The 24,702-nt window shown below is 71.2% G+C and carries 20 protein-coding genes; 7 read left to right on the top strand and 13 right to left on the bottom strand.

All coding sequences use genetic code 11. The annotated features are described in order from the left end of the window. The first annotated feature begins 33 nt into the window (after positions 1-33). From NYE39_RS15535 to glgB, 3 genes are read left to right on the top strand one after another with little or no spacing between them, the layout of a single operon-like run. Entirely contained in the window at positions 34-2,079 is a 2,046-nt protein-coding gene (locus NYE39_RS15535; protein WP_341013240.1) for an alpha-1,4-glucan--maltose-1-phosphate maltosyltransferase, read from the top strand. Then, complete coding sequence (locus tag NYE39_RS15530) at positions 2,079-3,491, top strand: maltokinase N-terminal cap-like domain-containing protein (RefSeq protein WP_341013239.1); 1,413 nt, start codon at positions 2,079-2,081, stop codon at positions 3,489-3,491. The genes NYE39_RS15535 and NYE39_RS15530 overlap by 1 nt, the downstream gene beginning before the upstream one ends. Next, a complete protein-coding gene (gene glgB, locus NYE39_RS15525; protein ID WP_341013238.1) occupies positions 3,488-5,689 on the top strand; it encodes a 1,4-alpha-glucan branching protein GlgB in 2,202 nt (733 codons plus the stop codon). Before NYE39_RS15530 ends, glgB begins: the two co-directional genes overlap by 4 nt. Positions 5,690-5,699: 10 nt before the next feature. Here glgB and NYE39_RS15520 read toward each other — a convergent pair whose 3' ends face one another. From NYE39_RS15520 to NYE39_RS15495, 6 genes are all read right to left on the bottom strand, one after another. Continuing rightward, a complete protein-coding gene (locus tag NYE39_RS15520) occupies positions 5,700-6,194 on the bottom strand; it encodes a C40 family peptidase (RefSeq protein WP_072626129.1) in 495 nt (164 codons plus the stop codon). A 149-nt stretch (positions 6,195-6,343) separates the two neighbouring features. Beyond that, positions 6,344-7,348, bottom strand: coding sequence for a co-chaperone YbbN (locus NYE39_RS15515; protein ID WP_072624028.1), 1,005 nt, complete (start codon positions 7,346-7,348; stop codon positions 6,344-6,346). Positions 7,349-7,391: 43 nt separating this feature from the next. After that, entirely contained in the window at positions 7,392-8,369 is a 978-nt protein-coding gene (locus NYE39_RS15510) for a hypothetical protein (RefSeq protein ID WP_341013237.1), read from the bottom strand. Continuing rightward, positions 8,366-9,007, bottom strand: coding sequence for a hypothetical protein (locus NYE39_RS15505; RefSeq protein WP_341013236.1), 642 nt, complete (start codon positions 9,005-9,007; stop codon positions 8,366-8,368). The genes NYE39_RS15510 and NYE39_RS15505 overlap by 4 nt, the downstream gene beginning before the upstream one ends. An 89-nt stretch (positions 9,008-9,096) precedes the next feature. Continuing rightward, entirely contained in the window at positions 9,097-9,408 is a 312-nt protein-coding gene (locus tag NYE39_RS15500) for a thiamine-binding protein (protein ID WP_341013235.1), read from the bottom strand. A 12-nt stretch (positions 9,409-9,420) separates the two neighbouring features. Continuing rightward, positions 9,421-10,899, bottom strand: a complete 1,479-nt coding sequence (locus tag NYE39_RS15495) for a serine/threonine-protein kinase (RefSeq protein WP_341013234.1) — start codon at positions 10,897-10,899, stop codon at positions 9,421-9,423. A 103-nt stretch (positions 10,900-11,002) separates the two neighbouring features. On the opposite strand from NYE39_RS15495, the gene NYE39_RS15490 reads away from it, so the two are divergent. Then, positions 11,003-11,554, top strand: a complete 552-nt coding sequence (locus NYE39_RS15490) for a hypothetical protein (protein WP_341013233.1) — start codon at positions 11,003-11,005, stop codon at positions 11,552-11,554. A gap of 207 nt (positions 11,555-11,761) precedes the next feature. Here NYE39_RS15490 and meaB read toward each other — a convergent pair whose 3' ends face one another. Next, on the bottom strand, positions 11,762-12,730 hold the full coding sequence (meaB, locus tag NYE39_RS15485) for a methylmalonyl Co-A mutase-associated GTPase MeaB (RefSeq protein WP_341013232.1): 969 nt from the start codon (positions 12,728-12,730) through the stop codon (positions 11,762-11,764). 2 nt (positions 12,731-12,732) lie between these two features. After that, positions 12,733-13,932, bottom strand: coding sequence for an acetyl-CoA C-acetyltransferase (locus NYE39_RS15480; RefSeq protein WP_072624021.1), 1,200 nt, complete (start codon positions 13,930-13,932; stop codon positions 12,733-12,735). A gap of 462 nt (positions 13,933-14,394) precedes the next feature. Here NYE39_RS15480 and mce point away from each other — a divergent pair, with 462 nt between their 5' ends. After that, on the top strand, positions 14,395-14,826 hold the full coding sequence (gene mce, locus NYE39_RS15475; protein WP_072624019.1) for a methylmalonyl-CoA epimerase: 432 nt from the start codon (positions 14,395-14,397) through the stop codon (positions 14,824-14,826). Between the two features lie 372 nt (positions 14,827-15,198). Here the strand turns inward: mce and NYE39_RS15470 are convergent, their stop codons facing one another. Continuing rightward, complete coding sequence (locus NYE39_RS15470; RefSeq protein ID WP_445667061.1) at positions 15,199-16,554, bottom strand: IS256 family transposase; 1,356 nt, start codon at positions 16,552-16,554, stop codon at positions 15,199-15,201. 286 nt (positions 16,555-16,840) lie between these two features. Between NYE39_RS15470 and ccrA the strand changes: the two genes are divergently transcribed. After that, positions 16,841-18,181, top strand: coding sequence for a crotonyl-CoA carboxylase/reductase (gene ccrA / locus NYE39_RS15465; protein ID WP_226283261.1), 1,341 nt, complete (start codon positions 16,841-16,843; stop codon positions 18,179-18,181). Between the two features lie 140 nt (positions 18,182-18,321). On the opposite strand, the gene NYE39_RS15460 is transcribed toward ccrA, so the two are convergent. The 3 genes from NYE39_RS15460 to NYE39_RS15450 all read right to left on the bottom strand — a co-directional run bounded on the left by NYE39_RS15460 (position 18,322) and on the right by NYE39_RS15450 (position 22,709). Continuing rightward, positions 18,322-20,322 carry an ABC transporter ATP-binding protein gene (locus NYE39_RS15460; RefSeq protein WP_341013231.1) on the bottom strand — a complete coding sequence of 667 codons (2,001 nt, stop codon included), beginning with the start codon at positions 20,320-20,322 and terminating at the stop codon, positions 18,322-18,324. A 76-nt stretch (positions 20,323-20,398) separates the two neighbouring features. Beyond that, a complete protein-coding gene (locus tag NYE39_RS15455; RefSeq protein ID WP_341013230.1) occupies positions 20,399-22,132 on the bottom strand; it encodes an ABC transporter ATP-binding protein in 1,734 nt (577 codons plus the stop codon). Positions 22,133-22,424: 292 nt separating this feature from the next. Further along, positions 22,425-22,709, bottom strand: coding sequence for a hypothetical protein (locus NYE39_RS15450; protein WP_341013229.1), 285 nt, complete (start codon positions 22,707-22,709; stop codon positions 22,425-22,427). A 75-nt stretch (positions 22,710-22,784) separates the two neighbouring features. Between NYE39_RS15450 and NYE39_RS15445 the strand changes: the two genes are divergently transcribed. Then, on the top strand, positions 22,785-23,339 hold the full coding sequence (locus NYE39_RS15445; protein ID WP_341013228.1) for a DUF421 domain-containing protein: 555 nt from the start codon (positions 22,785-22,787) through the stop codon (positions 23,337-23,339). Positions 23,340-23,399: 60 nt separating this feature from the next. Here NYE39_RS15445 and NYE39_RS15440 read toward each other — a convergent pair whose 3' ends face one another. Continuing rightward, a complete protein-coding gene (locus NYE39_RS15440) occupies positions 23,400-24,608 on the bottom strand; it encodes a 3-hydroxyacyl-CoA dehydrogenase NAD-binding domain-containing protein (protein ID WP_341013227.1) in 1,209 nt (402 codons plus the stop codon). Positions 24,609-24,702 lie beyond the last annotated feature (94 nt).

Here is a 24,702-nt window from a genome sequence, read left to right as displayed (position 1 = left end):
TCCGCCGGGCGGACCGCGGGTAACGTTGCGGGAGTGAGCACCGACTTCACCGTCGCCCCTGCCCCCGCGAGCACGGCCCCCGTGTCCGTGGCGCCGCAGCAACCGCTCGGCCGCATCCCCGTCACGGGTGTGCGTCCGGTGGTCGACCACGGCGCCCGTCCCGCGAAGTCCGTCGTCGGCGAGCCCTTCACCGTGAGCGCCGAGGTCTTCCGCGAGGGCCACGACGCGGTCGGCGCGACCGTCGTGCTCACCGACCCCGACGGCGCCGAGCGCCACCTGTCGATGACCTGCACCAACCCCGGTCTGAGCCTGTGGGAGGCCGAGGTCGTCGCCGACCGCGAGGGCCTGTGGCACTACCGCGTCGAGGGCTGGTCGCACCCGTGGGGCACGTGGGTGCACGACGCCGGCATCAAGATCCCGGCGGACATCGACGCCGACCTCATGCGGGAGGAGGGGGCGATCATCCTCGACCGGGCGGCGGCCGAGCCCTTCCGTGACGAAGGGGGACGGACCTCCCTTCGTCAGGCGGCGGCGGTCCTGCGCGACCTCACGGGTCACCAGGCGACCGCGGCGCTGCACCTCGTGACGACCGGGCCCGCTGCCGCGGAGCTCGAGGCCCGCCCGCTGCGCGAGCTGGTCACCCCGAGCACGGACCTGCCGCTGCTCGTCGAGCGCGAGCTGGCGCTCTTCGGGTCCTGGTACGAGATCTTCCCCCGCAGCGAGGGGGCACGCTTCGACGAAGCGACCGGGCGGTGGGTCACGGGCACCCTGCGTACCGCGGCGCAGCGGCTGCCGGCGATCGCGGCGATGGGCTTCGACGTCGTCTACCTCACCCCGATCCATCCCATCGGCACGACCGCGCGCAAGGGGCCCAACAACACCCTTGACGCCGGTCCCGACGACCCCGGCTCGCCCTATGCCATCGGCTCCCCCGACGGCGGCCACGACGCGATCCACCCCGAGCTGGGCACCTTCGAGGACTTCGACGCCTTCGTGGCCGACGCGACCCGTCTGGGCCTCGAGGTGGCGCTCGACCTGGCGCTGCAGTGCTCCCCCGACCACCCGTGGGTCAACGAGCACCCCGAGTGGTTCACCACCCGCGCCGACGGGACCATCGCCTACGCGGAGAACCCGCCGAAGAAGTACCAGGACATCTACCCGCTCAACTTCGACAACGACCCCGCCGGCATCTACGCCGAGGTGCGCCGGGTCGTGCAGGTGTGGATCGACCACGGGGTGAAGATCTTCCGCGTCGACAACCCGCACACCAAGCCGGTGGAGTTCTGGCAGTGGCTCATCGCCGATGTCGCGGTCGACCACCCCGACGTCATCTGGCTGTCCGAGGCCTTCACCAAGCCGGCGATGATGCACACCCTCGCCAAGGTGGGCTTCCAGCAGAGCTACACGTACTTCGCCTGGCGCAACACCGTGGCCGAGCTCGTCGAGTACGGCACCGAGGTGAGCGGCGAGGCGGCGGCCTACATGCGGCCGAGCTTCTGGCCGACGACCCACGACATCCTCACCCCCTACCTGCAGTTCGGGGGCCGGGCCGCGTGGCAGGTTCGCGCCGCCCTCGCCGCGACGATGGTGCCGACATGGGGCGTCTACGCCGGCTACGAGCTCATGGAGCACGTCGCCCGCCCCGGCGCCGAGGAGCAGATCGACAACGAGAAGTACGAGCTCAAGGACCGCCGCTGGGCCGAGGTCGCCGAGCGCGGCGACTCGCTCATCGGCTGGCTGACGATGCTCAACCGCGTCCGCCGGCAGCACCCGAGCCTGCAGCTGCTGCGCAACCTGACCTTCCACCACGTCGACGACGAGAACCTCATCGCCTACGCGAAGTCGCGCACCCTCGACGACGGTACCGTCGACACCGTCATCGTCGTCGCCAACGTCGACCCGCACACCACGCGTGAATCGACCCTGCGTCTCGACATGGGCGCCCTCGGCTTCGCGCCCGACGCGCGCTTCGAGGTCGAGGACCACGTGACCGGCGCCCGCTGGGAGTGGGGTCAGGCCACCTATGTGCGCCTCGGCCCCGACGCGGAGCCGGTCCACATCGTCTCGGTGCGCCGCTGATGGCGACCATCTACGACGCCACCCTCGTCCCGACGAAGCTCGAGCTGCTCGCCGGCTGGGTCGGTGAGCAGCGGTGGTTCCCCGGCCAGGGCCGCCCGAGGCTTCGCCGTCTCGACTCGTGGCGCCTCGACGACCCGGCCGGCGAGGTCGGCATCGAGGTGATCGTCGTCCTCGACGAGTCCGGGCCGAGCCCGACCGTCCACCAGGTGCCGCTCACCTACCGCGGCGCCCCCCTGCCCGGCGGCGAGGCCGCGCTCGTCGGCGAGATGGAGCACTCCGTCCTCGGCCACCGATGGGTCTACGACGCCCCGCACGACCTGGTCTTCGTCACCCAGCTCATGGCGCTGCTGCGGGGGCGCGTCGCGGCGCAGGCCGGCTCCGTGTCCGACACCGTCGAGCCCGACGTCGTCGGCGCACCACACCCGGCGTGGCCCGACGACCCGGTGGTCGCCTCGAGCCGGGTGCTCACCGGCGAGCAGTCCAACACCTCCGTCGTCGTGCAGCCGGCCCCCGGCACGGGCGCTCCGGTGATCCTCAAGGTCTTCCGCACCCTCTCCCCGGGCGACAACCCCGACATCACCCTCCAGGGTGCACTCGCCGCGTCCCGCTCCCCCTTCGTCCCCGCGAGCGTCGGTCACGTGGCCGGTGCCTGGCAGCGGCCCGACGGCGAAGGGAGGGACGTCGGCCAGCTGGCCTTCGCCCAGGAGTACCTCGAGGGCACGACGGACGCCTGGCGCGAGTGCCTGCGGATGGCTGCCGACGGCACCGACTTCACGGCCCGGGCCCGCGAGCTCGGCCGGGCCACCGCCGAGGTCCACGCGACCCTGGCCCGCGCCCTGCCCACGGTGGCGCCCGGCGCCGAGGAGGTCTCCCGTCAGGTCGCGGCCATGCGCCGCCGGGCCGCGATGGCGACGAGCGAGGTGCCCGGGCTCGCCGCGCACGCCGCCGCCCTCGAGGCCGTGTGGGCGGCCGCCGAGGCGGCGAGCTGGCCTGCGCTGCAACGCATCCACGGCGACCTGCACCTCGGTCAGGTGCTCGACGCGCCCGACCGCGGCTGGGTGCTCATCGACTTCGAGGGCGAGCCCCTGCGCCCCCTCGCCGAGCGCAACGCACCGGACTGCACCCTGCGCGACGTCGCCGGCGTGCTGCGCTCCCTCGACTACGTCGCCGGCACTGTCGCCCGCGCCGAACCGACCACCGACGTGCGCCGCTGGTGCACCGACGCCCAGACCGCCTTCCTCGACGGCTACGCCGACGTCGGTGTCGACCCGCGCTCGCACGGGCCGCTGCTCACCGCCTTCGTCCTCGACAAGGCGCTCTACGAGGTGGTCTACGAGGCCCGCAACCGGCCGACCTGGCTGGGCCTGCCGACCGACGCGATCGACCGACTGCTCCAGGAGGCACGCTCGTGACACCCGTCCCCGACTCCGCCCTGCCCGGCGCCCTGTGGGCCGTGACCCACGGGCGCAGCAGCCAACCCCACGACGTCCTGGGCCAGCACCTCGAGCCGAGCGGGCTGCGCGTGCGGGTGCGTCGCCCGCTGGCCACCCGGGTGCGGGTGCGCTTCGAGGACGACGTCGTCATCGACCTCGCGCACGAGAGCGACGGCATCTTCTCCGGCGTGCGGCCGGACGCCACGCGCACCATGGACTACCGGGTCCTCACGACCTGGCAGGACGGCATCGAGCACGTCGGCGACGACGCCTACCGCTTCGTCCCCACCCTCGGGGAGGTCGACCTGCACCTCATCGGCGAGGGCCGCCACGAGCAGCTGTGGACCGTGCTCGGGGCGCGGCCGCGCCGATACGACGGCCCGATGGGTGAGGTCACCGGCGTGGCCTTCGCGGTGTGGGCGCCCCGGGCCAAGGCCGTTCACGTCATCGGCGACTTCAACGGCTGGGACGAGCGCACCCACCCGATGCGGCTGCTCGGCGAGTCGGGCGTGTGGGAGCTCTTCGTCCCCGACGTCCCCGTCGGCAGCATCTACAAGTTCGCCGTGCGCGGCGCCGACGACGTGCTGCGCCACAAGGCCGACCCCATGGCACGCCTGGCCGAGACGGCTCCCGCGACCGGCTCGGTCGTCACCGACAGCACCTACGCGTGGCGTGACGACGCCTGGCTGGAGCAGCGGGCCACGACCGACCCGCACACCGGCCGGATGAGCATCTACGAGGTGCACCTCGGCTCGTGGCGCCAGGGCCTGACCTATCGCGAGCTCGCCCGCGAGCTCGTCGCCCACGTGCGCGACCACGGCTTCTCGCACGTCGAGCTCATGCCGGTCATGGACCACCCCTATCCCCCGTCGTGGGGCTACCACGTGACGAGCTACTTCGCGCCCAACTCGCGCTTCGGCACGCCCGACGACTTCCGCCACCTCGTCGACGAGCTGCACCGCGCCGGCATCGGGGTCATCCTCGACTGGGTGCCCGGGCACTTCGCGACCGACGAGTGGGCGCTCGTGCGCTTCGACGGCCTGCCCCTCTACGAGCACCCCGACCCGCGCCGCGGGTGGCAGCCCGACTGGGGTAGCTATGTCTTCGACTTCGGGCGCCCCGAGGTGCGCAACTTCCTCGTCGCCAATGCCCTCTACTGGCTCGAGGAGTTCCACATCGACGGCCTGCGGGTCGACGGCGTCGCCTCGATGCTCTACCTCGACTACTCCCGCAGCGAGGGCGAGTGGGTCCCCAATGCCCACGGCGGCCGCGAAAATCTCGAGGCCGTCGCGCTCCTGCAGGAAGTCAATGCCACCGCCTACCGGCGCTCGCCGGGCATCGTCACCGTCGCCGAGGAGTCGACCGCGTGGCCGGGCGTCACCCGGCCGACGAGCGAGGGCGGGCTGGGCTTCGGCCTGAAGTGGAACATGGGCTGGATGAACGACGTCCTGCGCTACCTCGCGGAGGACCCGATCAACCGCGTGCACCACCACCGGCTGCTCACCTTCGCGATGATGTACGCCTACGCCGAGCACTACCTGCTGCCGATCAGCCACGACGAGGTCGTCCACGGCAAGGGGTCGATGCCCTACAAGATCCCGGGCGGTGACCCGGAGCGCTTCGCGACGCTGCGCGCCTTCTACGCCTACCAGTGGGCCTTCCCGGGCAAGCAGCTGGTCTTCATGGGCACCGAGTTCGCCCAGACGAGCGAGTGGTCGGAGAGCCGCTCCCTCGACTGGCACCTGCTCGACCACGCCGACCACCGGCGGGTCGCCGAGCTCGTCGCCGACCTCAACTCCTTCGCCACGTCGCACCCGGCCCTGTGGGCGCTCGACGAGCAGCCGGCAGGCTTCCAGTGGCTCGACGCCGACGACGAGCAGGGCAACACCGTCTCCTTCCTCCGCTTCGGCGACACGCAGCGCCAGGACGACGTCGTCGCGGTCGTCGTCAACTTCGGCGGGGTAGCGCGGACCCCCCTTCGCATCGGTGTGCCGAAGGGGGGTCGCTGGGAGGTGGCGCTCGACACCTCGGGCTACGACGGGGCGGGCTCACCAAGCCAGGCCGGAGTCGTGCTCACCGCCGACGAGCAGCCCTGGCAGGGCCAGCCGTGGTCGGTCGAGGTGTCGGTGGCCGCGCTCGGCGCGCTCTACCTCACGCCGGTCGCGCCGGCGCGCTGACGAGCTCGGGTCAGGCCGGGCGCAGCGTGCCGTAGGTCCGCGAGCCGGACCACATCTTGCGCTTGCTGACCATGCGGCCGGAGGACGGGGCGTCGACGATGTAGCCGTTGCCGACGTAGACGCCGACGTGGTAGCTGCCGTAGAAGACCAGGTCCCCGGCGCGCAGCCACGTGCGGTGGATCTTGCGCACGGCCGACTTCTGCTGGGCCGCGGTGCGCGGCAGGCTGACGCCCTGATTCTTGAAGACGGTCTGGACGAAGCCGGAGCAGTCGGCGCCGGTCCGCAGCGAGGTGCCGCCATAGCGGTAGGGCGTCTTGTTGACGCGCGAGGAGGCGAGCTTGGTCGCCTGCCAGCGGTCGCTGGAGTTGGCGGTGACGCGGGCGGTGGTGCCGGTCGAGGTCGCCTCGGCCGTCTGCGGGGCCGCGGTCTCGGCGGCGATGCCGCCGGTGGCGGCGACCGCGACGGCGGCCAGGGCGGTGGTGGTCTTGGGCAGGATGTGGCGCACGATCAGGACTTCCGGTCGGAGCAGGGGCGCACCGATGGTCACAGATGGATCACGGAGAGGTCAAGTCGAGATCACGGGCAGCGTGTCACCATGCGTCGAGGGCCGCACTCCCTTGCGGGGAGCGCGGCCCTCGGTCCGGCTGATGTCGCCTAGAAGAGCGCGCTCATCAGCGTCGTGCGGCCCTTGCGCACGCGCTCGTCGTGGTTGCCGACGACGGCGAAGAGATCGAGCAGGTGGGTCTTGACCCGGTCGCGCTCCTCGCCCGCGGTGACCCGGACGAGGTCGATGAGCCGGGTGAAGGCGTCCTCGACGTGACCGCCGAGGACGTCGAGGTCGGCGACGAGGAGCGCGGCGTCGACGTCGCGCGGGTCGTCCGCCGCAGCCGCCCGGGCGGCCTGGAGGTCGACTCCCTGGGTGCGCTTCATCAGGCCGACCTGGGCCAGCCCGAGCTGGGCGTCGGTGTCCTTGGGGTCGGCGGCGATCGCCTTGTCGTAGGCCGCGGCCGCGGCGTCGAGGTCACCACGCTCGATGGCGTCGTAGGCCTCCTGGTGCAGCGGCGGCAGCTCCTCCTCGGCCCCCTCGGGTGCCTGGTCGGCGCTGACCCGCCCGGTGATGCCGTGCTGGACGGCGACCTGCAGCAGCTGGTCGAGGACCTGACGGAACTGCTCGCGGTCGACGAGCCCGCTGAAGAGCGGGACCGGCTGGCCGCCGACGAGCCCGAGGGCGAGCGGCACCTCGGGCGGCTGGATCGCCTGGGCGATCTGCGGGTTGGTCGCGATGTCGATGCTCACGACCTGCAGGCGCCCCTCGAGGCCGGTGGCGATGTCGAAGGCATCGCGCAGCAGCGCCTGGCTCTCGGGGTGCTCCGAGGACCAGACGACGGCCACGGACGGGACGACACCGGAGCGGCTGACCACCTGGTTGAAGGTCGCATCGGTCGCCTCGACGAGCAGCGCGTCGAGCGACCCACCGGCCGCAGGTGCGGGCGCACCACCGGGCGTCTCGCCGGGCGCACCAGGGGCTGCCGGAGCGGCGGGGCCGGCAGCGCCGGTCTGCGTCGGAGCGGGCGCACCCGCGGGGGTCGAGGGGCGGGCGGGGCCGCCGAGGCCGGAGAGATCGACGGCGCCGCGGAGGGCTCGGGTCGGGTCGTTCATGACCTCATTGTCCCCCACCCGCGGGGCCGCCGGTCACCCGGGATCAGCTGCCCGCAGCCGACTCCACGACCTCGCTCGCGCCGACGACGCGGGCCTTGCCCTCGGCGGGCGTGACCAGCGCAAGCGTCTCGGCGTGCTTGACCGACAGCGCCCGCTTGACCGTGGAGGCGTCGAGCACGTGCTTGAGCGCCTGCTGCTCGATCTTCAGCTCCTTGAGCTTGTCGGTCGCCCGGATCGTGTCCGTCCGGGTCATCGGCACGAAGGTGATCGCCCCGCCGTCGGCGAGCTCGAAGCTCACCGTCTCGCCGTCGGCGATCGCCTGGCGCTGGGTGTAGTCGGCGAGGTCGCCGAGGTCCTTGTTGGTCGTCCTCGCGTTCTTCTTCAGCGCGGTGGAGAAGCCGTCGGCGACCGACACGTCCTGCGGCGCCTTCTTCGGTGCGGGGAAGGCCACGGCCTTGCCCCACGACGTGGCCGCGGTCGCCACGTCCTGGCTGGGCGCGGAGGAGAGCTTGACGGGAGCGCCCTCGTCGACGGCCGGCAGTGCCGGCACGCTGGCCCCGGCCGCCATGGGCACGTCGGCGAAGAGGGTGTACGGCCGGTCGGCCTTCTCGGCCACGAGCACGTGCAGGTGCTGGACGTCGCCGGTGCGCGAGGTCGCCAGGACGGCGCGGGGCCAGTCGGTGCCACGGCTCACGGCGAGCACCTCGAGGCCTTCGGTCTCGGCCGAGGTGCGGCCCGCCGAGTCCTTGCTCACCGCGGCCGCCTCGATCTCGCGCAGGGCCGGGCCGGAGAGGACCTTGCGGCGCGCGGCGGAGTCGGCCTTGGCCCGGCTGACCTCGGCGGCATCACCGACGACGCGCTCGGCGACCTTGGTCGCGGTGCCGGAGGTGACCGACGCGCCACCCGACTGCTCGGCGGGAGCGTCGTGGATGCCGGCGATCGAGGAGCCGAGGCCGCAGCCCCCGAGGGCGAGCGGCAGGACCACCACGGTCATGACGAAGGGAGTACGACGGCGGCTCATGCGGAGCCCTCCTCGGTGGTCGGGCGGGCGGACCGGCGCAGCCCCCGCAGGCGCCCGGTGGAGCGAAGGAGCAGCGCCAGGCCGGCGAGCAGCAGCAGGATCCCGACGACGAGGGTGACGAGGGCGGTCGTGCCCCACGAGCCGTCGACGACGGTCAGCTCGACGGACTCGATCTCGGCGCCCTCGGGCGCGGCGACCACGAGGGTCTGCGGCGCGTCCGCCTGCTCGATGGTGCGGCTGACCTCGTCGGTGCCGGTCGCGCTCTCCTGCCACACGTCGAGGCTGCCGGGGTCGACGGACTGGCCCTTGCCCTCGTCGGTGGACTTCAGGGCCCAGTCGGAGACGTCGACGCCGGCGACGTGCGCGCGGGCGCCGTCACCGACGAGTGCCTCGACGTCGGAGGGGCGGGCGGTGCCCGACCACAGCTCTCCGGAGCCGGTCGCGGTGACCTCGACGGGGTGGTCGACGCGGTTGAGCACGTCGGGCTCGAGGACGACGACGCGCTGGCCGGGCTCGGCGGTGAAGGTGGCGGTGCCGGAGGTGCCGAGGTTGGCGAGGAACCAACCGCCGACGACCGCGGCGACGAGGCCGAGGAGGGCCAGGAGGGCGCCGGCCACGCGCGGGATGAGCGTGCTCACATCGGGGACTTTCCGTGGGACATCAGTGGGTGCCCGCCGACGCGGCGGACGGTCCACCATCCCAAAGACCCCCGAAGGTCACAAAATCGTCACGAAGTGGCGGGGTCGTCGAGCAGGCCCCGGACCCGCTCGACCTTGGCGCTCATCTGCCCGGTGCGACCGGCCCGGATGTCGGCCTTCATGACGAGTCCGACGCGGTCGCCGTAGGGCTCCATGGCGTCGACGCACTGCTTGACGACGGCCATCACCTCGTCCCACTCCCCTTCGACCGTCGTGAACATCGACCCGAGGTCGTGGGGCAGGCCGCTGTCGCGGACGATGCGCAGTGCCGCGGCCACGGCCTCGGCGTAGGAGCCGCTGTCGTCAGGCGACGACGGGGCGATGCTGAAGGCGAGCAGCACGGGGTCCTCCGATCACTTGGTCATCCTGATCCGGCCGTCGATCCGGGTCAGCTCGTAGGTGTGGGTCTCGACGCTCTTGGGCCGACCCTTGGGGTTGTAGGTGAGCTTGACGCTCACCGTAGAGGCCTCCTCGTCGACGGTGATGTCCTCGGTCTGCACCGAGGCGATGCCCTCCCAGAACTCGTCGTAGCCCGCCCGGTCGGTCTGGCGAGCCGGCGCGAGCATGTCCCAGGCGGCGTCTCGGTCGGAGGTGACGGTCGCGAAGTACTCCTCGACGAAGCTGCGCCCCTCCTCCTCGGTGATCGGCGCGTCGTCGGAGGACTCCTGCGAGGTCTCGTCGGACGACTCCGAGGACTCCTCGGTCGTGGGCTCCTGCGTCGGCTCGGCGGTCTCGGTCTCGGTCGTGGTCTCGGTGAGCGTCTCGGGCTCGCTGGAGGTCGGGGTCGTCGTGCTCGTCCCGCCAGCTCCGGGGTCGTCGTCGCCGCGGGTTGCGGCGAAGGCGATCGCGGCGACCGCGAGCGCGATGATCCCGGCGACGAGCAGCGCCCAGAGCAGGCCGTTGCCCTTGCGCGGCGGGGGCGCGCTCGCCTGCCGGTCGAAGGGGGCACCCGCACCTCCCGCAGCGCCGGCCGCGGGTGCCACGGTCGTGCGGGCGGCCGCTGGTGAGGCGCCGGCGGTGCCGCCGGCCGCGATGCTCTCGAGCCGGCGCAGGACCTGCGCCATCGTGCCGCGGCGGCCCGGGTCGCGCGAGAGCATGTCGGCGAGCACCGGTTCGAGTGGACCGGCCCGCTCGGGGCGGCGCGGCGGGTGCGCGGAGATGCTGCGCAGAGTGGCCAGGGCATTGCCCTGCGAGGGGTAGGCGTCCTGGCCCTCGACGGCGAAGTAGATCGTCGCGCCGAGCGCCCAGACGTCGGCGGCCTCGCCACCCTCGTCGCCCATGGCGACCTCGGGGGCCATGTAGCTCGGGGTGCCGGTCACCAGGCCGGTCTGGGTCAGCTGGTCGTCGGTGCCGGCGCGGGCGATGCCGAAGTCGCCCAGCTTGGGTCGCCCGCCGCCGATGAGGACATTGGCCGGCTTGACGTCGCGGTGCACGATGCCGGCCCGGTGGGCGGCGGCGAGCGCGCCGGCGAGCTGCGCGCCGAGGTCCGCGGCCCCCTTCGGCGTCATCGGTCCGCGCTCGCGGATCGCGGAGGAGAGCGTCGGGCCGGCGACGTACTCCATGACGAGCCAGGGTGTGCCCGCGTGCTCGGTGACGTCGTAGACGGCGACGACGTTCGGGTGGTTGAGGGCCGCCGCGGCCCTCGCCTCGCGCATCGCGCGACGGGTCTCCCCTTCGCTCTCGCCGGGGAAGTCACCGATCTGCTTCAGGGCGACCTGACGGCCGAGGACCGTGTCGCGGGCCAACCACACGGTGCCCATGCCCCCGCGGCCGATCGGGCGCAGGCGCTCGTAGCGGCCACCGATCAGCTCGGGCGTCGTGTCGTCAGTCATGTCCGGGCCAGCGTAGATGCTCGCGCTGGGCTACCGGGACGTAGACTGGCGCGCACGGGCGCTCGCCCGGTCCAGACGCCACGTTGTGCAGGGGGATCCACCCATGTCGTACCCAGCCCCGCCGCCGCCCGGTGGCGCCGGTCCCAACCCCTACCAGGCCCCGGCAGGTGCTGCCGGCTTCGGTGCCGCCCCGCAGAAGAAGGACAACACCCTGTGGTGGATCCTCGGCATCATCGCCGCGGTGATCATCCTGTGCTGCTGCTCCGTCGGCGGGTTCTTCGTCTTCGTGGTCAACGAGGCCGATGACCAGATCTCGAGCTACACCTCCTCGGCCAACTCGTCGAAGAACTCCGACGCGGCCGGCGCGACGACGATCAGCGAGGGCGGCACGGCCAATGTCAGCGGCGCCGCGATCCAGTCCGGCTGGAGCGTCATCGGCGACGACATCTCGGGCCTGTCCGTGCGCAACGACAGCGGGTCCAGCGACTCCTTCTACCTGACCTTCTACTTCATGGAGGACGGTGACGTCATCGACGACGTCACCTGCAACACCAGCTACCTCGACGCCGGCAGCACCGACTACGACCCCACCTGCATCGGCGCCATCTCCGACATCGGCGACTTCGACGAGATCCGGGTCTCCGAGGGCCTCTGACCCACGCCCCCCGGCATGACCGAGGCCGACCGCACGATCCCGTGCGGTCGGCCTTCGTCGTGCAGCCGGCCTGCCCCCACTGCGCCGTCACTCCACCCACCCCTGACTCCGCATTGCCGTAGGGCAATGCAGCAACCCGGTGGCCGAACTCTGCATTGCCCTACGGCAATGCCTCCTGACTCTGCATTGCCGTAGGGCAATGCAGAGTCAGGAGGACAGGTCGAGCGTCTCGAGCAGCTCGTCCACCGCGGCGAAGGGGTCGCGGCCACCGTCGACGACCTGCTCGGCGAGCCGCTCGAGCAGACCGCCGGAGCCGAGGTCACCCATGCGGGCCCGCAGCCGGGCGACGGCCAGGGCGGTGATCTCGTCGCGTGCGCGGGCGGTCCGGCGACGCCGCAGGGTGCCGCTGGCGACGAGGTGCTGCAGGTGGTCGGTCACGGCGGCGGCGATGTCGTCGACCCCCTCGCCGTTCATCGCCGAGGCGCGCACGACCCGACGGCGCCAGCCGCCCGGGGCGGTGCCCTCGCCGAGCTGGATCATGTGCCGCAGGTCGCGCACGGTCGAGTCGGCGCCCTCGCGGTCGGCCTTGTTGACGACGAAGACGTCGCCGATCTCGAGGATCCCGGCCTTGGCCGCCTGGATCCCGTCACCCATGCCCGGCGCGAGGAGCACGAGGGTGGTGTCGGCGGCGCCGGCGATCTCGACCTCCGACTGGCCGACCCCCACGGTCTCGACGAGCACCGTGTCGAAGCCGGCCGCGTCGAGCACGCGCACGGCCTGAGGCGTCGAGACGGACAGCCCGCCGAGGTGGCCGCGGCTGGCGAGCGAGCGGATCCACACGTCGGGGTCGCCGGCCGAATCGGTCATCCGGATCCGGTCACCGAGCAGCGCCCCGCCGCTGAAGGGCGACGAGGGGTCGACGGCCAGGACCGCGACCCGCTGCCCACGGGCCCGCAGCTGGCGGACCAGGGCATTGGTCGTCGTCGACTTGCCGACGCCGGGGGCCCCGGTGATGCCGACGACGTGCGCCCGACCGGTGTGCGGCGCGAGCAGACGCATGACCTCCGGCAGGGCGGGGTGCTGGTCGTCGACGAGCGAGATGAGTCGCCCGACGGCGCGCGACGTCCCCGCCCTGGCCTCCTCGACCAGGACGGGGACGTCGACCGTGCGGCTCAAGCTCAGGCGCTCGGCACGCGGATGATCAGCGCGTCACCCTGACCGCCACCACCGCACAGGGCGGCGGCGCCGACGCCGCCACCGCGGCGCTTCAGCTCGTGTGCGAGGGCGAGGGTGATGCGGGCGCCGGACATGCCGAGCGGGTGCCCCATGGCGATGGCGCCACCGTTGGGGTTGACCTGCTCGTCGGCCAGACCCAGCTGCTTGGCCGAGGCCAGGCCGACGGCCGCGAAGGCCTCGTTGATCTCGACGACGTCGAGGTCGGAGACGGCGATGCCCTCCTTGGCCACGGCGGCCTCGATGGCATTGGCCGGCTGTGCCTGCAGGGTCGAGTCCGGGCCGGCGACGACGCCGTGGGCGCCGATCTCGGCGAGCCAGGTCAGCCCGAGCTCCTCGGCCTTGGCCTTGCTCATGACGACGACCGCGGCCGCACCGTCGGAGATCTGCGAGGCGGAGCCGGCGGTGATGGTGCCGTCCTTGGCGAAGGCCGGACGCAGCTTGCCCAGGGACTCGGCGGTGGTGTCGCCACGCACGCCCTCGTCGGTGTCGAAGACGACCGGGTCGCCCTTGCGTTGCGGGATCTCGACCGGGACGACCTCGTCGGCGAACTTGCCGTCGGCCCAGGCCTGGGCGGCCTTCTGGTGGCTCGCGGCGGCGAAGGCGTCCTGCTCCTCGCGGGAGAAGGCGGAGTCCTCGGCGTTCTTGCCCTCGGTGAGCGCGCCCATCGCCTGGTCGGTGATGACGTCGTGCAGGCCGTCGTAGGCCATCGAGTCCTTGAGCTTGGTGTCGCCGTACTTGATGCCCTCGCGGCTCTTCGGCAGGAGGTGCGGGGCGTTGGTCATCGACTCCTGGCCACCCGCGACGACGATGTCGAACTCACCGGCGCGGATGAGCTGGTCGGCGAGCGCGATCGCGTCGATGCCCGAGAGGCAGACCTTGTTGACGGTGAGGGCCGGGACGTTCTTGGGGATGCCGCCCTTGATCGCGGCCTGGCGGGCCGGGATCTGGCCCTCGCCCGCGGTGAGCACCTGGCCCATGATCACGTAGTCGACGTCCTCGCCCTTGACGCCGGCCTTGTCGAGCGCGCCCTTGATGGCGAAGCCACCGAGGTCGCTGCCGGAGAAGCCCTTGAGGGAGCCGCTCAGGCGGCCCATCGGGGTGCGGGCCCCGGCGACGATGACGGACACGGGACGATCGGACATCTGGATGCCTCCAACAACGGTGTGTGGTCACGCGGCACCGGTCCCGGCGCCACGGCTTGCGCTCACCCTAGCGACGAGGACGAAGGGAGGGCAGCCCTGCCCGGGTGGGGCACGACACATGACCGGTCATTCGACGAAGCCCGCCGCACCGCCTCGTCCTTCATACCGCGGGCGAGGAGGGCGACGACCTATCGGACGCGCTCGGTGCAGACGTCGCGGCCGGCGTCGACGGCCGTGTGGTGGGCACCGGTGGCCCAGTGCTGCTCGAAGAGCGCGACGACCGGGGGGTGAGGGCGCGCCCTTTGAGGACATAGGCGCCGAAGGGCGCCCGCCGCGAGCTGGAAGATCCGGCTGAGCACGAGCGACGAGGAGCGCGTCCGCTTCCTGACCGGCCCGCGCGGGTGGGACAGGCCACAGCCGAAGGGGGCGCGCCGCCCCCCTTCGGCTCTCTAGGCTGCCGACATGACCGATCTCTTCACCGCCATCGACCACGTGGGCGTCGCCGTCCCCGACCTCGACGAGGCCATCGCCTTCTACCGCGACTCCTACGGCATGGAGCTCGCCCACGAGGAGGTCAACGAGGAGCAGGGCGTGCGCGAGGCGATGATGCGCGTCGGTGCCTCGGGCTCGTGCATCCAGCTGCTGGCACCGCTCTCCCCCGAGTCGACGATCGCGAAGTTCCTCGACCGCAACGGCCAGGGGATCCAGCAGCTCGCCTACCGCGTCGAGGACATCGACGCCGTGTGTGCGACCCTGCGCGAGCGCGGCCTGCGCCTGCTCTACGACACCCCCAAGCGCGGCACGAGCAACTCCCGGGTCAACTTCATCCACCCCAAGGACGCGGGCGGCATCCTCGTCGAGCTCGTCGAGCCGGCCGCCGACACCGCCCACTGACGTCGACGCCGCGACGAGACACCACGACGAAGGGGGCGGGGCACCGGACGAACCGGTGCCACGCCCCCTTCGTCGTGCCGACGTTGCCGAAGGTCCACTGGTGGGCGTAGCGCGTCGTGCCGTTGGAGTTGGTGTAGTTGTGGAAGCTCCAGTTGCGACCGTGGCCTGGGTCCCCGAGGTCCCGGCCGTCGCCGTGCTGGTGTTCCCCTTGTGTCCGGTCACCGGCCCTGCGCCGGCAACTGCCTCATTCCTAGTGCGCGACAGGGCTCGTCGGCAGGGGTCGACGCCGGTCTGGGAGTGCCATGGCACGGCCGGGCCACCGCCCGTGCGAGCTTGTCAAGTTGTCTGTGTAAGTGACTGGGTCTCGGTGGGTTACAGGTAGGTGTTGATGCGGTCGGGATAGATCAGGGCGAGTTCGCCGAGGGCTGCTTTCCAGCCTTGGATGACGGAGCCTTCGACGAGCTTGCCGGGTGCCTTGCGGGGAGTGCCTCTGGGGGTGCCGGCTTCTTTGGCGCGCTCACGGGCTCGCTTGTCCTCGATGGTGCGGATGGCCAGCCACAGCAGCTTGATCGCGGCGGTGTCGCTGGGGAAGTGGCCGCGGTTCTTGATGATCTTGCGTAGCTGGTAGTTCAGCGACTCGATCGAGTTGGTCGTGTAGATGACCTTCCTCAAGGCGGGACCGAAGGCCAGGAATGGCGTGAACCGCTCCCACGCGTTCTCCCAGGAGGCCACGGCGGCGGGGTACTTCTTACCCAGGTTCGAGTCGGCGAACGTGGTCAGCGCCATCAACGCCGCGTCCTCGTTCGCGGCGGTATAGATCGGGCGCAGCATCGCCGCGACGGCCTTACGGTCGGTGTAGGACACGAACCGCATCGAGGCGCGGATCAGGTGGACCACGCACGTTTGGACCATCGCCTGGGTCCAGGTCGCCTCGATGGCCTCGGGGAAGCCGGTCAGCCCGTCGCAGCAGACGATCAGCACGTCCTTGACGCCGCGGTTGGCCAGTTCCGCGCACACCGACGCCCAGAACTTCGCGCCCTCGGCGGCTTGGACCCAGATGCCCAGGACGTGCTTGACGCCATCCATGTCCACGCCGACAGCGATGTGCGCGGCGCGGTTGCTCACGTGAGCGCCGTCGCGGATCTTCACCACCAGAGCGTCGAGGTAGATCACCGGGTAGAACGCCTCCAGCGGGCGGGTCTGCCAGGCGGTGACCTCCTCGGCGACGGCGTCGGTGACATTGCTGATCGTCTCGTGGGACAGCTCGGTGCCCAACGTCGCGGCCAGGTGGTGCTGGATGTCGCGGATCGTCATCCCGCCCGCGTACAGCGAGATGATCATGTCTTCCAGCCCACCCAAACGCCGAGCGCCCTTGGGCACCAACGCCGACGCGAACGTGGAGTTGCGATCCCGCGGCTGGTCCAGACCGATGTCACCGACCTCGGTGCCCAAATTCTTGGGGGTGCTGCCGTTGCGTGAGTTCCCCGAGCCGTGCCCTCCCGGGTCGCCCTTCTCGTAGCCCAGGTGGTCGGTCAGCTCAGCCTGCATCCCACGCTCGAGGACAGCCTTGATCATCTCGGGCAAGAAACCGCCCTCACCCGTCAGCGACAGGCCACGCTCATCCGTCGCGGCCATCAACTTGTCGAGCATCTCGTCATCGAACAGCTCACGACGCAACCGACGAGCCTCCGGCTCCTCACGCTGCGCGTCATCCTTCGGCTTGGTCATAGCCATAGTCAATCTCCTTCAGATAGGAGACCCCACTTACACAGACCATCTGACACGCCCGCCCGTGCCGAGGCTGTGAGAGCGAGGTCACGGCCGCACGTCCGTCGCCAGCGCGGTGGACGGGACACGATGGGCACCGATGCTGGCCGCCAGGTGGGCAGGCACCACACCCTGCCGTGTGAACTCAGTCATGAGTCCGTCCCCCTCGGCTCCGTGACGACCTAGGTTGCACGCAGACGCATCACCCCGACATCCCCGACGAGGCCGAGGAGCCCCTTCAATGGCAATCGACCAGATCCGCGACGCGATCCTCTCCGGTGACCGCAGCGAAGAGACCTACGCCAACCTCCCCCTGCCGGACACCTACCGCGCGACGACCGTCCACAAGGACGAGGTCGAGATGTTCAAGGGTCTGCAGAGCCGCGACAAGGACCCGCGCAAGTCGCTGCACATCGACGACGTGCCGATCCCCGAGCTCGCCCCCGACGAGGCGCTCGTCGCCGTCATGGCCAGCGCGATCAACTTCAACACCGTGTGGACCTCGATCTTCGAGCCGGTCTCGACCTTCGGCTTCCTCGAGCGCTACGGCCGGCTCAACAAGTACTCCAAGCGTCACGACCTGCCGTACCACATCGTCGGCTCCGACCTCTCCGGCGTCGTCCTGCGCACCGGCGGTCACGTCTCGAAGTGGAAGCCCGGCCAGGAGGTCGTCGCCCATTGCCTGTCCGTCGAGCTCGAGGACGCCGACGGTCACGACGACACGATGATGGACCCGCAGCAGCGCATCTGGGGCTTCGAGACCAACTTCGGTGGCCTCGCCGAGCTGGCCATCGTCAAGGCCAACCAGCTCATGCCCAAGCCGGAGCACCTCACCTGGGAGGAGTCCGCCTCCCCCGGTCTGGTCAACTCCACCGCCTACCGGCAGCTGATCTCCAAGAACGGCGCCTCGCTCAAGCTCGGCGACCGCGTGCTCATCTGGGGCGCCTCGGGTGGCCTCGGTTCCTACGCCACGCAGATGGCCCTGGCGGCCGGCGCGACCCCGATCTGCGTCGTCTCCTCCCCCGAGAAGGCCCAGATCTGCCGCGACATGGGCGCCGAGCTGATCATCGACCGCAACGCCGAGGGCTACAAGTTCTGGAACGACGACAACACCGAGCAGAACCCCAAGGAGTGGCAGCGCCTCGGCAAGAAGATCCGTGAGCTCACGGGTGGCCACGACGTCGACGTCGTCTTCGAGCACCCCGGCCGCGAGACCTTCGGCGCCTCGGTCTACGTCACCCGCAAGGGCGGCAAGATCGTCACCTGCGCGTCGACCTCGGGCTACATGCACGAGTACGACAACCGCTACCTGTGGATGAACCTCAAGAGCATCATCTCCAGCCACTTCGCCAACTACCGCGAGTCGTGGGAGGCCAACGAGCTGATCAACCGCGGTCTCGTCCACCCGACCCTCAGCAAGACCTACAAGCTCGAGGAGGTCGGCCAGGCGACCCTCGACGTGCACCACAACAAGCACCAGGGCAAGGTCGGCGTCCTCGCGCTCGCCCCCGAGCCGGGTCTGGGTGTCACCGACACCGAGAAGCGCGCGAAGTTCGAGAAGCAGATCAACCGCTTCCAGGCGGTCTGACCGCACCAGCACCACACAAAGGGGGCTGCACCGGATCACCGGTGCGGCCCCCTTCGTCATGCCGGCACGGTCCCTGAGGAGAGAGGCCGCCCGCGGCCGAGCGTCTCGAAGGGCCCCTCACCTCCGCGCCCCGGCCTAGCTCAGGCGAGGCTGACCGAGGTGTCCAGCTCCGTCACGGCGGCGGCGAACTGGCTGCGGTACAGGCGGGCGTAGGCGCCCTCTGCCGCGAGCAGGCTCTCGTGCGTGCCCTGCTCGGCGATCTTCCCGTCCTCCATGACGACGATGAGATCCGCGTCGCGGATGGTCGAGAGGCGGTGCGCGATGACGAAGCTCGTGCGGTCGCCGCGCAGCGCGGCCATCGCCTGCTGCACGAGGCGCTCCGTGCGGGTGTCGACCGAGCTCGTCGCCTCGTCGAGGATCAGCAGACTGGGGTCGGCGAGGAAGGCGCGCGCGATCGTCAGCAGCTGCTTCTCGCCGGCGGAGATGTTGCCGCCCTCGTCGTCGAGATGAGTGTCGTAGCCGTCGGGCAGTGAATGCACGAAGCGGTCGACGTAGGTCGCCTCCGCGGCAGCTCGCACCTGCTCGCGGGTCGCGCCCGGGCGCCCGTAGGCGATGTTGTCGCCGATTGTCCCGCTGAAGAGCCACGTGTCCTGCAGGACCATGCCGGTGCGCGAGCGCAGCTCGGCCCTCGACATGGTCGTGATGTCGACGCCGTCGATGGTGATCCGCCCGGAGTCGAGCTCGTAGAAGCGCATGATGAGGTTGACCAGCGTCGTCTTGCCGGCACCGGTCGGCCCGACGATCGCGACGGTCTGCCCCGGCTCGACGACGAGGTCGAGACCCTCGATGAGCGGCTTCGCCGGGTCGTAGCTGAAGGAGACGTCCTCGAAGGCCACCCGCCCGTGCCCGTCGCCAGAGGCGGCCGGCACCCGCGGGTCCTCGACCTGCTCCGCAGCGTCGAGCACCTCGAAGACCCGCTCGGCCGAGGCCACCCCCGACTGCATGAGGTTGGCCATCGACGCGACCTGCGTCAGGGGCTGGGTGAACTGCCGCGAGTACTGGATGAAGGCCTGCACGTCGCCGAGGGTCATCGTGCCGGAGGCGACCCGCAGGCCACCGACGACGGCGATGACGACGTAGTTGAGGTTCCCGACGAACATCATCGCCGGCATGATGATGCCGCTGACGAACTGCGCGCCGAAGCCCGCCGACCGCAGCTGTTCGTTGCGCTCGGCGAAGGCGGCGTCGACCTCCGCCTGCCGCCCGTAGACCTTGACGAGCGAGTGGCCCGTGTAGGTCTCCTCGATGACCGAGCTGAGCTCGCCGGTAGACGTCCACTGCTGGATGAAGTGCCGCTGGCTGCGCTTGCCGATCGCGCCGGTGAGCACGATCGAGATCGGGATCGTCACGAGCGCGATGAGTGAGAGCAGCGGGGAGATCCACACCATCATCGCGACCATCGCGACGACCGTGATGAGGCTCGTCAGCAGCTGGCTGAGCGTCTGCTGCAGCGACTGCGCGACGTTGTCGATGTCGTTGGTCACCCGGCTGAGCACCTCACCGCGCGGCTGCTTGTCGAAGTACGGCAGCGGCAGCCGGTGCAGCTTGGCCTCGACCTCGGCTCGCAGGTCGAAGACGACCCGGTTGACCGCGTGGACGATGACGCGCCCCTGCAGCCAGGACAGCACCGCGGCGACGACGTAGAGCCCGAGGGCGACCAGCAGGATCCGGCCGATCGCGCCGAAGTCCATCCCCTGCCCCGGGACGAGGTGCGGCATGGCCGCGAGCATGTCGGCCTGGCGGTCCTCCCCCTTCGCCCGCAGCTGCTCGACGATCGTGTCGAGGGGGACGCCGGCGGGCAGCTCCGCGCCGATCCACCCGGCGAAGATCCGGTCGGTCGCCCGGGCGAGCACGAGCGGCCCGACGGCGCTCATCCCGACGGAGACGACGGTGAGGACGACGGCGGTGAGCACGCGGGAGCGCTGCGGGCGCAGCCGGCCGAGGAGCCGCTTGGCCGAAGGGAGGAAGTCCTTCGACTTCTCCCCCGGCGCGCCCATCTGCATGGGTCCGCGACGCGCGGCGGCACCCGGGCCCCGCCGGGCCTGGGCGGCCTTCTCCTCCGCGGTGGGTACCTCGCTCATGCTCGATCACCGCGCCGACTCGCGGACCCGCCGCGGGTCGCTCGTCCCTCGCGCCACCGCGCGGCTCCTGCGGCGCTCATGCCGCCTCCTCCCGCGAAGCCTGGGACTCGACGATCTCGACGTAGGTCGGGCAGGTCTCGAGCAGCTGCTCGTGGGTGCCGTCGCCGACGACCCGGCCGTCGTCGAGGACGACGATGTGGTCGGCGTCGATGATCGACGAGACCCGTTGGGCGACGACGAGGACGACGCTGTCGGCGACGACGGGACGAAGGGCGGCCCGCAGCCTCGCGTCGGTGCTCAGGTCGAGCGCGGAGAAGGAGTCGTCGAGCAGGTAGATCGCCGGGCGGCGCACGAGCGCGCGGGCGATGGACAGGCGCTGGCGCTGCCCGCCGGAGAGGTTGGTGCCGCCCTGCGCGACCGGGGCGTCGAGCCCGAGGTCGAGGGCCCGGACGAAGTCCTCGGCCTGCGCGACCCGCAGCGCCTCCCACAGCTCGTCGTCGCTCGCCTCGGGCCGACCCTGCCGCAGGTTGGTCGCGACCGTGCCGGAGAAGAGGAAGGGTTTCTGCGGGACGACCGCGATGCTGCGCCACAGCTCGTCGGCGTCGAGCTCGCGCACGTCGGTGCCGCCGACGAGCACCCGGCCGCCGGTGACGTCGTGCAGCCGCGGGACGAGGTCGAGCAGGGTCGTCTTGCCCGCGCCCGTCGAGCCGACGATCGCCGTCGTGCGGCCCGGCTCGGCCCGCAGGTCGACGTCGCACAGCACGGGCGAGTCCGCGCCCGGGTAGGAGAACTCGACGTCCTCGAGGACGACCGAGGGCGGCTGCTCACGCATCGGGCGCGGCGCGAGCGGCGGGACGACGCTCGACTCGGTCGCGAGGACCTCGTCGATGCGACCGGCCGAGACCGCCGCGCGCGGCAGCATCATCGACATGAAGGTCGCCATCATCACTGACATGAGGATCTGCATGAGATAGGTCATGAAGGCCGTCAGGGCACCGATCTGCATCTGCCCGCTCTCGATGCGGTGCGCGCCGAACCACAGCACCGCGACGGTCGAGAGGTTGAGGATCACCATGACGATCGGGAAGGCGAGCGACATGAGGCGGCCCACGGCGACCGCGGAGGCCGTGTACTCGGTGTTGGCCACCTCGAAGCGCTCGCGTTCGCTCCCTTCGCGCACGAAGGCACGCACCACCCGCACGCCGGTGATCTGCTCGCGCAGGATCCGGTTGACCGTGTCGACGCTCGTCTGCATGCGGCGGAAGTTGGGGATCATCGCCCGGATCACCAGACCCACCGACACGGCGAGCAGCGGCACCGCGACCGCGACGAGCCAGCTGAGGCCGATGTCCTCGCGCAGGGCCATGATCACTCCGCCGATCATCATCATCGGCGCGGTGACCATCATCGTCAGCGCCATGTTGGTGACCGTCTGCACCTGGGTGACGTCATTGGTCGTGCGCGAGATGAGCGTCGGGGCGCCGAAGCGGGCGACCTCCTGGGCGCTGAAGCTGCCCACCCGCGAGAAGACGGCCGCGCGCAGCCGCGCGGCCATCGTCGCCGACAGGCCGGCCCCGATCCACGTTGCGGCGATGGTCGCGACGATCTGGACGACGGAGACGGCGAGCATGACGCCGCCGTGGCGCACGATGTAGCCGGTGTCGCCGGTCGCCACACCGTTGTCGATGATCTCGCCGTTGAGGCTGGGCAGGTAGAGGGAGGCGAGGGTCGCGGCGAGCTGCAGGACGAGGAGCAGCAGGACCCGGCCGCCCGTGCCGCTCAGATGGCGGCGCACGAGGCTGATGAGCACCGGTCGATTGTTGCACCGTGCAGGTAGTGCACCAACAGCTTTTCGGTCCAGAAGAGGCCGCCCGCGGCCGTCTGGCTGTCGGTCCCTGAGGAGGCCGCCCGCGGTGTCTTGCTGTCGGTCCCTGAGGAGGCCGCCCGCGGTGTCTTGCTGTCGGTCCCTGAGGAGGCCGCCCGCGGCCGTCTCGAAGGGTCAGGCCGGGAAATCCGCTGATGACCGCGCAATTGCACGGCCCGGAGCAGATATCCCGGCCATGTCAGGACTTCTCGGCCCGCGGATCGAGCGGGCCAGCCCCTCAGCGCCCGTAGCGCCCCTGGTCGCGCGCCTGCCAGCAGCGCGAGTGCCAGTGCCGTCGGTCGTCCGCTCCCCCGAGCCCGTCGGCGGGCCAGACGACCACGTGGGGCGTCCCCGGCGTGATCTCGTGCGTGCACCCCGGGCAGGTGTAGGTGCGCTGCGAGGTCTGCCCGGTGAGGCGCCGCACGATCCACGCGCGCCCCATCCACGTCTCCCGCGTCTGCGGCGCCCGTCCCAGCGCGAGCGGCCGGTGCTCGTCACGTCTGCGGCGGTTGTTGCGGGGCATGGGACCATGCTGTCCCACGCCCCGCCCGCCGGGCCAGTCGGTCCGGCTCGACGCCGACCGAAGAATCGAGGACCTGTGCGCGACCTGCTCTGGATCACCCCGACGGATGCGGTCTCCGTGGCCGTGGGCACGGTCGGCATGTATCTCGCGATGCTCCTCCTCGTACGGGTGCTGGGTCAGCGGGTCCTCTCGGGCATGTCGAGCTTCGACCTCGTCGCGGTCATCGCCTTCGGCTCGATCATCGGGCGGGCCTCGCTCGGCGACGTCCCGGTGCTCGGCAGCGGGCTCGTCGCCCTGACGACCCTCGTGACGATGCAGGGCCTCCTCGGGGTGCTGCGGCATCGCGGGTGGATCCAGCGCACGATCGTCAACCCTCCGGTCCTGCTCATGGCCGGCCCGCACGTCATCGAGGAGCACATGCGTCGCTGCCACGTCCTCCCGGGCGAGCTCCAGTCGCGGCTGCGGCTCGCCGGGGTGCGCCACCACGAGGAGGTCGTCGCGGTGACCTTCGAGCCGTCGGGGGCGATCAGCGTGCTGCGGCGCGGGGAGCGCGTCGACCCGCTGCTCCTCAGCGGGGTCGTGGGTGCCTCGCTCGTCCCTCCGGAGCTGCTGGCCCCCTCGTCATCGTGACCTCGACGCGCCACGGCCCCGGACCGAAGGGAGATCCGGGGCCGTGGTCGTGCGCGGCGATCAGTAGGTGCGGAAGCCCTCACCGGTCTTGCGGCCGAGCTTGCCGGCGGCGACGACCTCGCGCAGCAGCGGGGCCGGGGTGAGCGACTCGTGCTTGAACTCCGCGAGGAGCTCCTCCTCGATCGCCAGGGCGACGTCGTTGCCGACGACGTCGAGCAGGGCGAAGGGCCCCATCGGGTAGCCGTAGTGCTCGGTGATCGCTCCGTCGACCGTGTCGATCTCTGCGCCCTCCTCGTGCGCCTTGATGGCGTCGTTGAGGTAGGGGAAGAGCAGCGCGTTCACGATGAAACCGGCGCGGTCGGCGCAGCTGACGGCGACCTTGCGGGTGCTGAGGCACAGGTCGAGGACCGTGTCGAGCACGTCCTGACCGGTCGTCGGGTGGTTGATGACCTCGACGAGCTTCATCACCGGCGCGGGGTTGAAGAAGTGCATGCCGACGACGTCCTGGGGGCGCTTCGTCTGGGCGGCCAGGTCGGCGATGGACAGCGAGGAGGTCGTCGTCGCGAGGACGGCGCCCGGCTTGCAGATGCGGTCGAGGTCGGCGAAGAGCTGGTTCTTGATGCCGATCTCCTCGGCGATCGCCTCGACGACGATGTCGACGTCACCGAGCGCCTCGCGCTCGGTGGCACCGGTGAGGCGGCCGAGGATCGCGTCGGCGTCGCCCTGCTCGAGCCGACCCTTGTCGACCTGGCGGGCGAGGTTCTTGGCGATCTTGGCGGCGACGGCGTCGACCTTGTCCTGCGTGCGGGCGACATAGGTCACGGGGAAGCCGTTGGCCGCGAAGACCTCGACGATGCCGCTGGCCATGGTGCCGGAGCCGACGACGCCGACCGTCTTGACCGGGCGGGCGGCGCCCTGCCCGGTCGCGGCCGGGGTCAGCTCGTCGGCGACGACCTCGTCACCCTCGTAGGTGTAGAAGCCCTTGCCGGCCGCCTTGCCGGTGCGCCCCTCGGCGATGAGTCGCTCGATGGCGGCGCTGGGCTGGTGACGCGGGTCGCCCGTCTGCTCGAAGCGCGCGGCGAGCGCGTCGCGGACGGTCTCGAGGCCGAGCTCGTCGATGACGGTGAGCGGCCCCTTGGGCAGGCCGCAGCCGAAGCGCATGCCGTTGTCGAGGTCCTCACGCGAGGCGTACTGCTCGTCGAACATCGAGGCGGCGTGGTTCAGGTACGGGAAGACAAGGGCGTCTGCAAGGGCGCGGGAGTCTGACATGTCGAGCACTATCGCAGTCCACCTGACCCCCCGGTAGGGGTTCGCGGCGTGACGGTCCGCACAGGGTCGATCACGCGCGAACCCGTTGTGCGCG

It is taken from the genome of Janibacter sp. FSL W8-0316 (genome assembly GCF_038004165.1).
In the GTDB taxonomy this organism is placed as follows: Bacteria; Actinomycetota; Actinomycetes; order Actinomycetales; family Dermatophilaceae; genus Janibacter; species Janibacter indicus.
This window is presented reverse-complemented; position numbering and strand designations above follow the sequence as displayed.